The 13102-nt window shown below is 71.3% G+C and carries 13 protein-coding genes; 5 read left to right on the forward strand and 8 right to left on the reverse strand.

Annotated elements, in window-relative coordinates; genetic code table 11:
* The first annotated feature begins 6 nt into the window (after nt 1–6).
* Nucleotides 7–735 carry a hypothetical protein gene (locus P1V51_08340; protein MDF1563037.1) on the forward strand — a complete coding sequence of 243 codons (729 nt, stop codon included), beginning with the start codon at nt 7–9 and terminating at the stop codon, nt 733–735.
* A gap of 3 nt (nt 736–738) precedes the next feature.
* On the opposite strand, the gene P1V51_08345 is transcribed toward P1V51_08340, so the two are convergent.
* The 4 genes from P1V51_08345 to P1V51_08360 form a co-directional block, all read right to left on the reverse strand.
* Nucleotides 739–2490: a peptide-N-glycosidase F-related protein gene (locus tag P1V51_08345; protein ID MDF1563038.1), complete on the reverse strand. Its 1752-nt coding sequence runs from the start codon at nt 2488–2490 to the stop codon at nt 739–741.
* A gap of 27 nt (nt 2491–2517) precedes the next feature.
* A complete protein-coding gene (gene dps / locus P1V51_08350) occupies nt 2518–3048 on the reverse strand; it encodes a DNA starvation/stationary phase protection protein Dps (protein MDF1563039.1) in 531 nt (176 codons plus the stop codon).
* A gap of 71 nt (nt 3049–3119) precedes the next feature.
* The gene (locus tag P1V51_08355) at nt 3120–3524 is read right to left on the reverse strand and encodes a Fur family transcriptional regulator (GenBank protein ID MDF1563040.1); all 405 of its coding nucleotides are present in this window, start codon (nt 3522–3524) and stop codon (nt 3120–3122) included.
* Nucleotides 3525–3565: 41 nt separating this feature from the next.
* On the reverse strand, nt 3566–5017 hold the full coding sequence (locus P1V51_08360; GenBank protein ID MDF1563041.1) for a radical SAM protein: 1452 nt from the start codon (nt 5015–5017) through the stop codon (nt 3566–3568).
* 88 nt (nt 5018–5105) lie between these two features.
* On the opposite strand from P1V51_08360, the gene P1V51_08365 reads away from it, so the two are divergent.
* Together P1V51_08365 and P1V51_08370 are read left to right on the forward strand one after the other, a co-directional pair.
* A complete protein-coding gene (locus P1V51_08365) occupies nt 5106–6257 on the forward strand; it encodes a hypothetical protein (protein ID MDF1563042.1) in 1152 nt (383 codons plus the stop codon).
* Nucleotides 6254–7597 carry a multiheme c-type cytochrome gene (locus tag P1V51_08370; GenBank protein MDF1563043.1) on the forward strand — a complete coding sequence of 448 codons (1344 nt, stop codon included), beginning with the start codon at nt 6254–6256 and terminating at the stop codon, nt 7595–7597. Before P1V51_08365 ends, P1V51_08370 begins: the two co-directional genes overlap by 4 nt.
* Nucleotides 7598–7615: 18 nt before the next feature.
* Here the strand turns inward: P1V51_08370 and P1V51_08375 are convergent, their stop codons facing one another.
* From P1V51_08375 to P1V51_08385, 3 genes are all read right to left on the reverse strand, one after another.
* Complete coding sequence (locus P1V51_08375; GenBank protein ID MDF1563044.1) at nt 7616–9070, reverse strand: deoxyribodipyrimidine photolyase; 1455 nt, start codon at nt 9068–9070, stop codon at nt 7616–7618.
* A gap of 106 nt (nt 9071–9176) precedes the next feature.
* The gene (locus P1V51_08380) at nt 9177–10493 is read right to left on the reverse strand and encodes a right-handed parallel beta-helix repeat-containing protein (protein MDF1563045.1); all 1317 of its coding nucleotides are present in this window, start codon (nt 10491–10493) and stop codon (nt 9177–9179) included.
* A 115-nt stretch (nt 10494–10608) separates the two neighbouring features.
* Complete coding sequence (locus P1V51_08385; protein MDF1563046.1) at nt 10609–11334, reverse strand: hypothetical protein; 726 nt, start codon at nt 11332–11334, stop codon at nt 10609–10611.
* A 3-nt stretch (nt 11335–11337) separates the two neighbouring features.
* Here P1V51_08385 and P1V51_08390 point away from each other — a divergent pair, with 3 nt between their 5' ends.
* Nucleotides 11338–11505, forward strand: coding sequence for a hypothetical protein (locus tag P1V51_08390; protein ID MDF1563047.1), 168 nt, complete (start codon nt 11338–11340; stop codon nt 11503–11505).
* 12 nt (nt 11506–11517) lie between these two features.
* Here the strand turns inward: P1V51_08390 and P1V51_08395 are convergent, their stop codons facing one another.
* Complete coding sequence (locus P1V51_08395) at nt 11518–11970, reverse strand: DUF393 domain-containing protein (protein MDF1563048.1); 453 nt, start codon at nt 11968–11970, stop codon at nt 11518–11520.
* A gap of 96 nt (nt 11971–12066) precedes the next feature.
* Here P1V51_08395 and P1V51_08400 point away from each other — a divergent pair, with 96 nt between their 5' ends.
* Nucleotides 12067–13050 carry a DUF523 and DUF1722 domain-containing protein gene (locus P1V51_08400; GenBank protein ID MDF1563049.1) on the forward strand — a complete coding sequence of 328 codons (984 nt, stop codon included), beginning with the start codon at nt 12067–12069 and terminating at the stop codon, nt 13048–13050.
* Nucleotides 13051–13102 lie beyond the last annotated feature (52 nt).

A 13102-nucleotide genomic window follows, 5' to 3' on the forward strand; every position in this document is an offset into this window, starting at 1 on the left:
GGCGCGATGGCACGACACGATTTCCAGGTGAGGCCGCTCGAGCGCTACGAGGGCGCCCGCTACCACTCCGTGCACCTCCAGCGCGCCGCGGACGCGGCGGCGGTCGAGCTGTCCCGGCCGGTCCCCGTCCCCGAGCGCCGCCGGCCCTCGCTGATGGAGCTGGTGCGGATCGCCTCGATGACGATCCTGGTCTTCACGCTCTCGATGGCGATGGTCGCCTGCTACTCCGAGAACGACGACGACCACCAGCAGCAGTGGATCTCCGACGGGGGCAGCGACGGCGGCGACGACACCGACGGCGGTGACATCACGGCCGGGGTGATGGCCGAGTGCACGCCGGGCGACGTCTACTGCAGCGACGCCCAGACCCTGCAGACCTGCACTGACGGCTACTGGTACGAGGCGGTGGACTGCAACACCTGGTGCCAGGAGACCTACGGCCCCGAGTACGGCCAGGCCTGGTCCAACGGCTGCGACGCCGACGCGGCGGAGCCCTGCCAGTGCCAGTACGACATGGTGGCCGGGGAGATGGTGCAGTGCCTGCCCGGGGACATCTACTGCTCGGATCCGGGCACGGCGCAGGTCTGCAACGAGGACCAGATGACCTACTCGGCCATCGACTGCGCGACCCACTGCGAGCAGACCCACGGGCCGAGCTTCGGCACCACCGGCTGTGACGAGAGCGACCCGGAGAACTTCTGCGGCTGCACCGAGTTCGTACCCCCGAAGGGGTAGGTCTCACTTCGTCTCGTAGAGGACGAGGAAGCTCTGCAGGTCGATCCGGCCCGGGAAGTTCGTCGGGTCGGGGGCCGGCTGCGGGACGTAGGGCTGGCCGTCGAGGCCCGCGTCGTAGCTGAAGACGTTGGCGCCCACCTGCAGGCGCGAGGTCACGTCGAAGACGTGGGGCGCCACCTCCAGGCCCGGGCACCAGCCGCCCCGGCCCAGGGGCCAGGTGCCGTACTGGTTGGGGACGACGCCGACCTCCACCTGCTTCATGCAGCCCTCGGGATCGCCCACCCAGGGGTGATCGACGTGAAACTCGCCGCCGCCGTTCACCCCGAAGTCGTGGGTGTGGTTGCAGAACTCGGCGCAGTTGGCGAGGTCGTCCCCGAAGCCGTGGCCGGTCAGCAGCATGACCAGCTCGGCCCGCGGGGGGAGGGTCGCGAGCTCGTGGCTGATCGGCGGGTGGTTCGCCACGTAGTTCTCGTCGAAGGTGCCGCCGGTGAAGAGGGGCAGGAGCGAGGCCGGGCGGGTGGCGCTGCCGGTGTCCCGCAACCGCAGGGTCACGCTGATCAGGTAGGAGGTGCCGTTGGGCTGAACCGGCGCGGTGAAGCGCAGGTGCTTCTCGCCGCCGTCGCCCAGCAGGGCCAGCGCCCAGGTGGCGTCGACCACCCAGCGCCCCTCCCGGTGGTAGGGGGTGATGAAGCGGCCGAGCTGGGTGGGGCAGGCCCCGTCGGCGGTCTCGCAGAGCTGGACGTGGGCGAGGTAGTCCCACTCCCCGCAGTTGTTGTCGTCGTGGCCGGGGCAGGCGAGGACGAGGTCGAGGTCGAGGGCGTCGAAGCTCCGCATCGTCGCGGCGTCGGGGAGGGTGACGGTGGCCCGGTGCTCGCCGGTGGTCTCCACCTCGTCGGCGAAGACGATCTCCAGGTCGGCGGGCGGGAGGCCGGCCGCCAGCTGCTCCTCCCACTCGTAGTAGCGCGCCTCGTTGGCGAGGAAGCGCAGCTGGGCGGGGCCCTGCACCGGCGCCAGCAGGCCCACCTGCCGGAAGCGCTGGCGGGCGTCGATGGCCAGGGCCGCGGGGCCGTGGGTGCGGATGGTGGGGCCGAGCCAGCCGCCCAGGTTGTTGGCCGCCCGGGTCACGTAGTGGATGCGGGCGCGCCAGTAGAGGGCCTCCTCGGTGGGCAGGCCGGCGAGGGCGACCTCGACCCGGTTGCGCTGCGCCGAGACGTGATCAAAGGAGCGATCGACCTGATCGCGGTCCACGTAGGCCAGGAAGTAGAGGTGCACGTTGCGGGGCGTCGCCGCGAGGAAGGCGGCGACGTCCGAGGCCCAGACCTGCTCGGTGTAGGCCACCCCCGCGGCGTAGAGGGAGAAGAGGTGGTGGTCCGCGCCGGTCCACTCCTTCTCCAGGTCCCACTCTCCCCGCAGGGTGGGCAGGACGCTCGGCCCGGCCAGCCCCAGGTAGTCGTTGCTGTAGGGCCCCGCCTGGAAGGGGCGCACCGGCGGCAGGCGTACGTCGACGAGGCACTCGGCGCCCACCCCGCAGCCGGTGGCGTCCAGCAGGCAGGCCCGCACGGTGGCGTCCTCGCAGCCGAAGACGCAGCGCGCATCGTCCACCTCCGGGCAGTCCTCCATCGAGGTGCAGCGCGCCAGGCAGGCATCGCCCGCGTCCACCGGCCCCGCGTCGGGCTCGCCGCCCTCCGGGGAGGGGCAGGCGACGAGCGAGGCGGAGAGCGCGAGGAAGAGGAGGGCCTGCCGGGAGGAGGTCATCCTCCCAGCATAGCCCACGCGAGTCAGCTAGCTCTCCGCCTGCAGGTGCGCCTCGAGCATCCAGAGCTTCTCGTCGGCGCCCCGCACGAGCTCGGTGAAGAGGTCGGCGGTGGCGGGATCCTTCAGCCGCTCGGCCGCGTCGATCGAGGCGCGGAGAGAGCGGGTGTAGGTCCGCACGGCGTCCACGAGGGCCCGGAGGTGCTCGGTGCCCGCCACGGCGTCGCCCGGGTAGGGCGAGAGCGGCGTGCTGGGGACGATGGCCTGGAGGGTGCCCGCGGCGACGCCCCCGAGCTGCACCGCTCGCTCGGCGAGCTGGTCGTTCCAGGCCGAGACCTCGGCGTGGAGCCGGTCGAAGAGCTCGTGGAGCTGCAGGAAGGCCGGGCCCTTCACGTTCCAGTGGGCCTGCTTCGCCTGCAGGGCCAGGTCGAGGCCGGTGGCCAGGTTCCGGTTGAGCAGGCGGATGATCTCCAGCTTGATGTGCTCGAGCTCCTCCTCCCGCGAGCCGCTGTGGGTCTCGGGCTCGTCTGCGCCGAGGTTCAGGAGATTGGAGGGATTCAACTTCTGGACAATGTCTAGCTTCATGGTCGCAGTTGCCGGACGCTTCCCGGTCCGGCCAGGGAAGGGGGTTTCTAGGGGGTCGGGGTCCGCCGACCCCGGAGCACCACCTGGTGCTCGCGGATCGCGAGGCCCTCGAGCTTCTCCAGCCCGGAGACCGAGAGGGCCTCCCAGGCCACGTCGTGGATGCTGCCGTCGTCCTCGTCGACGAAGTGGTGGTGGTCGTCGACCTTCGAGTCGAAGACCACCTTCCCCTCGGTCAGGACGAAGCTGCGCAGCAGGCCCTTCTGCACGAAGAGGTTCAGGGTGTTGTAGACGGTCGCCCGGGAGACCTGGGGGAAGGTCTCCCGCACCCGGGAGAAGACCCGCTCCGCCGAGGGGTGGTCGCCGGTGTGCAGGACGTAGCGGGCGACCGCGACCCGCTGGGCGGAGGGATTGATCCCGTGCTCCCGCAGGAGGGTGACGTCGTCGTGGGCCATGACTTTAGACTAAGTCTAAAGGTGGACTTTGTCAAGCGGACTCAGGGCAGGGGGTGGGGCATCCCCAGGCCGCCCCCGACGAAGTCGAAGCTCTCGCCGTAGGTCTTCATCATCAGCTTGAAGGCGCTGAGCATGTAGGTCCGCTTGTAGCCCTTCGGGAGGGCCAGGACCTCCTTCATCTTGTGCCGGTAGAACTTCATGTAGCAGCGCCCGAGGGCCTTGGTGACCTCCTCCAGGCTCATGGCCTCCGGCTCGATGATGGGGGTCACCAGGTTGTACTTCGAGTAGTCCCAGACCCGGATCCGGTCCTTCATCTCCGCGTAGATCGGCGTGAAGGGCATGGGCGTGACGACCGGGAAGACTGCCACGTCGGGGTTCAGGTAGATGGCCGACTCGATGGTCCGCTCGATCGACTCCCAGGTCTCGGTGGGGAAGCCGATCATGAACGAGGCCTCGGTCATGATCTCGTGCTCGCGCAGCAGATCGAGGGCGCGCTTGTTCTGCTCGAAGGCCGTGCCCTTGTTGAGGACCGAGAGCACCTCGTCCTCGGCGCTCTCGGCGCCGATGTAGACGTGGACGATACCCGCCCGGGCGTACTTCTCGAGGATGTCCTCGTCCCGGATGATGTCCTCGACCCGGGTCTCGATGAGGAGCCGCACGCCGAGCTCCGCCTCGATGAGCAGGTCGAGGTAGTGCTCCCAGCGGCGCCGGTTCTTGGTCGGGTAGGCGTCGATGAGGGTGAAGTACTCGACCTGGTGCGCCTCGATGAGGTGCCGCATCTCGGCGACCACGGCCTCGGGCTCGCGGCTGCGCCAGTCCTTCTCCCAGAACATCCGCTGGCTGCAGAAGGCGCAGCCCATGTCGCAGCCGCGCGAGGAGAGGATCGAGGCCATCCGGCCCTGGGGCTCGACGAGGTAGTGGTAGTCCTCCCAGTCCAGGAGGTGCCAGGCGGGCTCGAGGGTGTCGAGGGCCTCGATGTGCGGCTGGCGGGGGGTCACCACGGTCTCGCTGCCCCGGCGGAAGGCCAGGCCGGCGACCGCGGCGCGGGCCTCGGGGGTCGGGGCCTGCAGGAGGGCCATGAGGATGGCCTCGGGCTCGCCGCGCAGGACGTAGTCGATCTGGTTGGCGGGGTCCCCGAGCATCTCGTGGAACATGAAGGTGGGGTGGGGGCCGCCGGTGAGGGTGACGATCGCCGGATCGACCTCCTTGGCCAGGTTCAGGATCCGGATGACGTCCGGCACGGTGGCCGTGCTGATGGCGCCGGTCACCGGCAGGTAGTCGATGGCCATGACGAAGTCGGGGCGGTAGCGCTCGATCTCCTCGCGGATCTCGGCGAAGCCCAGCTTCTTGTTCATGGCGTCGAAGATGCGGGCCTCGGCGCCCGCCTGGAGGGCGGCGCCGGCGAGGTAGGTCAGGTGGAGCGGCGGCCAGGTGCCCACCACCTGCACCCCCCAGCAGTGATAGGGGGCGGTCACGAACAGGATCTTCTTCATCGAGAGGAGAACCTAGGCCATGGCGGGCGAAGACGCACGCGGCGCGTGCTGGTGTCCGGCTCCCGGGGGCGCTATCTGAAGGAGCGCGATGCACTGGCGTCCACTCCAGCTCACCCTCGTCCTCGCCGGCCTCCTCCTCTCCGCCGCCTGTGCCCACGTGCGGGCGGGGGGGCGCACCCTCGAGCGGGGCGTCGCGCCGCGGGCGGGGGTGGTCGCCTTCTCCCCCGACGGAGAGCGGCTGGCGCTGGTGCGCGGGGGTGACCTCGTCGTGCTCGGCCTCGACGGAGCGGTCGAGCAGACGCTGGACGGCCTCGGCGCCCGGCAGGTGGACTGGAGCGAGGTCCACGGCCTGCTCGTGATCCACGAGGTCGAGGGGGAGCCCCGCCTCTCGCGGATCGATCCGGCGAGCGGGGAGCGAACGCCGCTCCCACTCGAGGGGAGCCCCGACGGCGTGCGCGCCTGGGGCGAGCGGCTGGCAGTGGTCGACGCCCACCTGCGGCCGATGCGCTTCGGGGTGGTCGGCGGCATCGATCTGATCAGCGTGGATCCCGCGGGCCCGGGGCGCCCCCGGCTCTCCCACTCCGTCTCCTTCCCGACCCGGGAGGGTGACCAGGACTTCCTCGCGGGCTGGCTCCACGCCATGCCGCGCCCGGGGGTGGGGAGCCTGGCGGTGGCGCTCTACAAGGACCCTCCGGCCGTGCCCCCCTCCTGCCTGATCGTGGAGGTCGATCCGGTCGCGGGTGAGCCGCGGCGCCTCCACGAGGCCCCGGGCCAGCGCTTCACCCTGCCGCTCTCCTTCTCGGCGGACGGCGGCCGGCTGGCCTACACGGACGACGCCGGGGCGCTGCACCTGGTGGACCTGAAGAGCGGCGCGGTCTCGCCGGGCCCGGAGAGCCCGGCGCGGGGTCTGGCGCCGACCTTCGGTCCGCGGGGCCGCTGGCTGCACCTCGGCGGCTGGCTCGTCGATCTCTCCGCGTCCACCTCCCGCCAGCTCCTGCGCGACGCGCCGGAGGCCCTCGGCACCTTCTCTCCCGACGGCGGACACCTGGCGGTGGTCGATGCGCGGGGCCTGCACCTCTTCACCCTCGCGCGCGACCCGGCGCCCCCGCTCGAGCCCGACGCGGCGCTCGCCGCCAAGCTCGCCACCCTGCGCGGGTTGCTCCGGAAGAACCTCATCACCGAGACCGACTACCTCGAGCGGCGCGATGGCCTGCTGCGCGCCGCAGGGCACCTGCCATGAAGCGCACCCTCGTGATCCTCCTCGCGGCCGGCGTGGCCGCCGCGGCCCTCGGCGCCCCGAAGAAGAAGACCCCGCCGGCGAAGTCCGACTGCGCGGGCTGCCATCAGAAGGAGACGCCAGGGGTGATGAAGCCCTTCAGCGACTCGGCCCACGCGGGCGAGGTCTCCTGCGAGGCCTGCCACGGCGAGAGCTACGAGGCCAACCACCCGGCCCCCGGCGCGAAGCGCCGCAAGGCCGTCGGCAAGGACACCTGCGGTGGCTGCCACGCGCAGGCGACGGCCGACCACGAGAAGAGCGCCCACAGCATCGGCCTGCGGGCGGGCAGCGCTTGCACCCGCAACGAGAAGCACGCCACCGACCCGGACGCGGACTGCGGCACCTGCCACGAGAAGGACACCGCCGTCCCGCGCACGGGGAAGCAGTGCGCCCTCTTCCTGGCCCAGAGCCCCACGATGCAGCAGCAGGGCTGCAGCGCCTGCCACGCGGTGGAGCAGCGCTGCGACAGCTGCCACGGCCCTCACGACACCGACCTCCGCATCGTGAAGGATCCGGCGGTCTGCGCCACCTGCCACATGGGGCCGGACCACGCCCAGTGGGAGATGTGGAAGACATCCCGTCACGGCATCGCCTGGAAGCAGCTGGGCCCCGAGCGCGGGCCGGACTGTCAGCGCTGCCACATGCCGGGCGGCACCCACGACGTGAGCTACGGCATCTCCCTGGACCTGGCCGGCGTGCCCTACCCGCAGCCCCTCTTCGGGAAGCGGCGCGCTGAGATGCTCGACGTCTGCGACGACTGCCACACCCGCGCCTTCTCGGCCCGCGCCCTGGAGGGGGCCGACGTCGTCCACGCCGAGTCGCTGGCGATGGTGCAGGCGGCCGCGGCGATCATCGAGGCCCTGGAGGCGGAGGGCCTGCTCATGCCCTCCATCGCCGAGCGCCCGGCGCACCCCCTCTTCGGCAAGAAGCTCGAGCTGGGCGGGCACATGCTCTACGAGGACCTCTCCGGAGTGGAGACCCTCTACTTCCGGATGAAGACCTTCGCCTTCCTCTCGGCCTTCAAGGGCGCCTTCCACCAGAGCCCGGACTACACCCACTGGTATGGCAACGCGCCCCTGAAGCTCCTGCTCTCCCGGATCCGCTCCGAGGCCGCGACCCTGCGCCGCCTGAAGCTGCTGGAGGAGAAGCTGGAGCTGGTGAAGGGCGGCGCCGGCACGGCGGTCGAGCTGGAGGCCGTCGAGGAGGAGCTGCGGGCCCTCAAGGCCCTGATGCTCGAGGGCGCCATCGACGCCGCGACCTTCGAGACCCGCAAGCGGGCGGTGCTCGAGAAGCACGGGCTCTAGGGTTACCGGCGCGCTCGCTCAGCCCGCCGCGTGGCGCGCGAGGTAGGCGCGCACCCGCACCTTGCGGGCGGTGTTCTCCGAGGACATGTAGCGGACCTTGCCGAAGATGGCGCGCTCGGGGCCCCAGGCCCGGTCGTAGCGGCCGAGCACCCAGAGGATGCCCGAGAGGGAGTTGGGATCGCGCCCGTCGAGGGCGTAGCGGTCGTTGAGCTCGAGCATCACCTTCAGCGCGGCGCGCGGGTCGCGGCTCCACTCCAGGATCTTCTTGCCCCAGAGCATGCGCAGGTAGTTGTGGATGGTGCCCTCGCGCACCAGCTGCCGCTGGGCCGCGTTCCAGAGCTCGTCGTGGGTGCCCGCCTGCTCCAGGGTGCGCGGGCCGTAGGCGTGGGGCCGCGGGTCGGCGGCGTGGAGGTCGAGGGTCTGCCGGGCCCAGGCGGGGAGGGAGCCCCAGGTGCCGAAGCCCGGCTCGTGGGCGCAGGCGTTCAGGCCCAGCTCCCGCCAGGTCACCAGCTGATCGAGGAAGGCCTCGGCCGCGGCGGAGGCACCCCACCAGCCCTCCCGGCTGCCGGTGGCCCTCGGCGCGAGGAGATCGGGCGCCCAGTCCTCCCTCGCCATGAGGCGGGCGAAGATCTCGTGGGCCGAGAGGTGGCCGAAGTGGAGGTAGGGGGAGAGGCCGCTGGCGGCCTCCTGCTCGGGCTGGTTGCGCCCCTCCGGGTAGGCCTCGAGGCGGTGCGCGAGGAAGGCCTCGAGGCGCCGGGCGGCGGCCCGGGCACCGCCTCGCAGCGGCGCGGGCGCGACCGCCTGCGGGTAGGCGAGCGCCGCGAGCGCGCCGTCCTCCGGGAGGTGGGCCGGCCAGCGCCGGGCCAGCTCCGGCGGGCAGGTGACCGGCGGCAGGTCCAGGCCCCGCAAGGGCGCGGCCCGCGGGGCGTGATCGATGTGCGCCGGCAGGGTCTTCTGCAGGTGCCGCCGGAAGGAGGCGGCGGTGGTGAAGATCCGGTCGGTCGCCCGCAGGGGGTGGAGGCCGTTGCCGTCGACCGCCTCCAGGCGCACGGCGAGGCGCTCGGCGGCGGCGGCCTGCATCCGGGGGAGGAAGTAGGCCGGGAGGTCGTCGGTCACCACCAGGGCGGCCTCGCGGGCCCAGGCCTCCAGCAGCCCCCGGCCGGCGCCGGGGGCGGTCTCGACGTAGGGGTGGTAGCGCACCGGCGTGGCCTCGAGGGCCGCGCGGTTGTCCCGCATGCCCTCGACGACGAAGCGATGGAGCCGCTCGCTGGCCCAGGGGTGATCCAGCCGGAGGGCCTCCAGCACCACCAGCCCCACGCCCAGCTCCCGGGCCCGGTCGAGGGCGTGATCGAGGGCGAAGCTCCAGCGGGTGCGCCGGGCGGCGGTCATCCAGTAGAGGACGTGGCTCCCCCCCGGCCGCAGCGGGGCGTCGTTCAGCGCGCGGACGCGGATCGCCGGGACCTTGGAGCTCATGGCGGCAGGATAGTCCCCGATCCCGCGAAACGACGAGGCCGCGCACCCTCGATGAGGGGCGCGGCCTCGAAGGGAGGAGCCGCCGGGGCGGCTCAGGGAGCCCGGACTAGGGCTTCTGGGCGCCCTTGCCCTCGATGCCCCCGAAGAGCTTCACGGCCGCGTCGACGGGGTAGCGGTTGCCGAACATCGAGACCTTCGTCTCGATCTTGCCGACCTTGTTCATCCCCATCACCGAGCGCAGCACGTTGGCCGGGGAGTTCTCGTCGTAGTCGGTCTTCTCGCTGTAGCGCGCGGCGAGGAAGCCCTCGAGGTAGGCCTTGTCGATGGTGAAGCCCTTGGGCATCTTCGTCGTGTTGCCGCTGACGCTGGTGAGCTCGAGATCCGCGAACTCCTCGGCCCGCAGGGTGAGCTTGGTGTTGCTCTCGGGGCTGTACTCGAGGTCGGCGTTCTTGTTCACGAAGAAGCCGTTGTTGTCGATCTTGATGTCCAGCTGGTTGAAGCGGGAGTGATCGATGCCGGCCTGGATGTTGGTCCCGAAGATGTTGTCGTGGACGTCGTAGCTGACCATGGTCATCACGCGGAAGCCGTAGCCCATGTCGAGGAAGTCCTCGAGGCGGCTCCAGGTGAAGAGCACGGTGTTGTGGTCGAACTCGACGTGCCCGCAGAGGTTGGTCTGGCGGGCGGTCGGGCCCGGCTTGGTCACCCGGCAGGTCCCGTAGATCTCGACCGCGGCCATCCGGTTGGCGACGAAGACGTTGTTGCTGACCTTCCAGGTGCCGCCCCGCAGGCCGCCCTGGATGCCGTAGCTGGCGCAGTTGGCGAAGACGTTGTTGGTGATGGTGACGCTGCCCTCCTTGGCGGCGCTCGGGATGGAGAGGCAGGGCTCGGTGACGGTGGCGTTCTGGCCCGGCTCCTTCTTCGGGGGCAGGAGCAGCATGCCGGTCTCGACGCCCGCGGGCTGCCCGTCCTTGCTGGAGTAGGCGTTGCGCTGGCCGAGATCGAAGACGAAGCCGTCGATGACGAGGCCGTCCACCTCGGAGGTGAACTTGAGGAGGGCCTTGCGGGACTTGGCGCCGCTCTTGTTGTCGGGCTGCAGGAGGGTGGGGTGGGCGATGATGTCGCGCTTGCTGAAGTCCTTGCTGTAGCTGCCGTACATCTTCACGGCCTTCTTCGACTCGAAGAAGCCGATGTCGAAGGTGCCGCTGTAGGAGCCGCCGCAGACCAGGATGGTCTCGCCGCCCTTGGCGCTCTTGAGCACCTTGTCGATGTTCTTGAGGGGCGCCTCCTTGGTGCCGGCGGCCTTGTTGTCGCCGCCTTCCTTGCAGACGTGGATGGCGCCGGTGGCGTCGGGCATCTCCATGGCCGAGGCCGGGAGGGCGAAGAGGGAAGCGGTCAGCAGGGCCACGAGCGTACGCGCGTGCATGAGGATCTCCTTTTCGGGGCCTGGAAGCCCGAAGGCGGGAAACGTTCGGGAGCGCGCGGACGGTACCCGCCGACGGTGCGGCGATCAATCGGAGATCACAGAACTGGTTCGAAGATCAGCTCGCGGGGTAGCGCAGCCCCATCACCCAGCGCTCCCACTCGCGCTGGAAGGCCGCCATCTCGGAGGCGCGGCGCCCGAGGATCTCGCGCAGGCTGCGGTAGCCCGTGGGGTCCTTCGAGCGCTGGCGCCGGTAGCGGGCGTAGAAGCCCGGCAGCAGGCCGGCCTCCTGCAGGTAGTAGAGGAGGTAGCGGGCCTGGGCGTAGTTCGTGCCGCGGTCCTCTCGATAGAAGGCGTGGGGGGTGGCCGCGAGGAGGGCCTCGAAGGAGGGGACCTCCCCGGCCGCGATCGCGGCCTGCAGGCCGGGCAGCCGCCAGTTGGTGAGCCCCACGATCCGTCCATCGCGCTCGGCGGACTGCTCGTAGAGGGAGCCGAGGCCCTCGTCCAGCCAGGGCGGGCAGCCCGGCAGGTTGGCCTCGACGTAGGGGTGGACGATCTCGTGGACCAGGGTGCCGCCCCCGGTGGCGATGTTCATCACCAGGGCGTCGTCGGCCGCCGAGTAGTAGCCGTAGGGGGTGTCCGCCACGCTGCCGAAGAGGCGGCGGGCGTTGCGCCGGTAGCTGATGCCGTCACGGAAGAGCCAGGCCTCGACGATGCGATCGGGCGTGCGATCGAAGTAGGCCTCCGCGAGGCGCTCGCTCGCCCAGCGCACCGTCTTCCGGGCGCGGCGCTCGACCACCGCCGGGGCCTCGTCGCCGATGACGACGAAGGGGGGCTCGACCACGATGTGGAAGTGCTGGCCCGGGAGCCGATCGGCGATGCGGGCCTCGATGCCCGCGACCCGCAGCTCGTAGTCGATCTCGGTGAAGCCCCCGAGGAGGGGGAGGGCGACGAGGAGGAGGTGGTGTCCCTTCTTGCCCCCGAGGTTAGAGAGGAGGCGGGCCGCCGGGGGTAACGGCCGGGTAACTCAGCGCCGGGGGCGGCGGCCGGTACGCACCGGCACCGGGGCCAGCTGGAGGTGCGCGCCGTCGGGGATCGTGCACGCATCGTCCTCGCAGCGCCCGGTCAGCCGCAGGCGGTTGCGGGCGAAGACGCGGTAGCCCCAGTCGAGCAGGTGCGAGATCCCGGGCAGGCGGGTCGGCGCCACCAGCCAGCCGAAGCCCAGGAGGGAGTAGAGCCGGCGGAAGACCTCCACCCCCTCGAGGGTGGTTCCGTCGGGCTCCCGGGCGTGGATGCGATCCATGAGGTCCCGATAGGGGATGCCCACGGCCGCGGCGTCGAAGCCCGGCGCGGCCAGGTCCGTGAAGCGGATCTGGCCCCGGTGGTCGCGGGCGCGCAGGAGGCGCATCTCCCGGGTGCAGAGGGGACAGGCGCCGTCGTAGAAGACCTCGAGGCGGGGGTCGGTCTGGGGCTTGTTCATGGCGATAGCATGGGGCCGATTTGGTGGTTTTCAACTTGAAAATCTCCCAAAAGCGACCATAATGACGGTATGGACCACCAAGAAACCACCAAATCCATGAATCGGCCCCGGATCGGCATCTCCTCCTGCTTGCTCGGGGCGGAGGTGCGTCACGACGGCGGGCATCGCCGGGACGCCTGGGTGAGCTCGCGCCTCGCCGACTTCGTGGAGCTGGTCCCGGTCTGCCCCGAGGTCGAGTCCGGGATGCCGGTCCCGCGGGAGAGCCTGCGCCTCGTCGGGGAGGTCGCGCGCCCGCGGCTGGTGGCCCCCCGCAGCGGGACGGACCACACCGCCACGCTCTCGGACTGGTCCTGGCTGAAGGTGGAGGGGCTCGCCCGCCAGCACCTCGACGGCTTCCTGCTGGAGAAGGGCTCGCCCAGCTGCGGTCTGGAGCGGGTGCGGGTCTACCCCGAGCACGAGGGGCGTCCACCGCGCCACGAGGGACGGGGAGTCTTCGCCGGGATCCTCGCCGAGCGCCTGCCCCACCTCCCCCTCTGCGAGCGCGGCTGGCTCAACGACGACGGCCTGCGCGAGAGCTTCCTGGTCCGGGTCTTCACCCACCACCGGCTGCGCGAGCAGGTGCTGGAGCGGGAGGGCGGCCCGACCCTGGCGGCGCTCATCGACTTCCACGGCGCGCACAAGTTCCTCTACCTGGCTCACAGCCCCGCCCACTACCGCTCGCTCGGCCGGCTGGTCGGCAGCGCGGGGGAGCGACCCCTCGAGGAGACCCTGGCGCGCTATCGCCTCGGCGCGATGGAGGCGCTGGCGCTGCGGCCGACCGCGGGCAAGCAGGTGAACGTGCTGGAGCACATCCTGGGCTACTTCAAGGACCAGCTCGACGCCGACGAGAAGCGGGAGCTCCTCGAGCTCATCACCGACTACCGGGCGGGCCTGCGGCGGCGGGAGGTGCCGATGGCCCTCCTCGGCCACCACCTCCGGCGCCTCACCGCCGCCGCCGGGGGAACGCAGGCCGGCCTGCCCTGGCTGGCGCGGCAGGTCTACTTCCAGCCCTTCCCCCTCGAGCTCGCGGGCGCCCGCTGAACGTCGCCTGAACGTCGCCCCGGACCCTTCCCGCATCCCCGCGCTCCGCGCT

Source organism: Deltaproteobacteria bacterium (assembly GCA_029210625.1).
GTDB lineage: Bacteria > Myxococcota > Myxococcia > SLRQ01 > SLRQ01 > JARGFU01.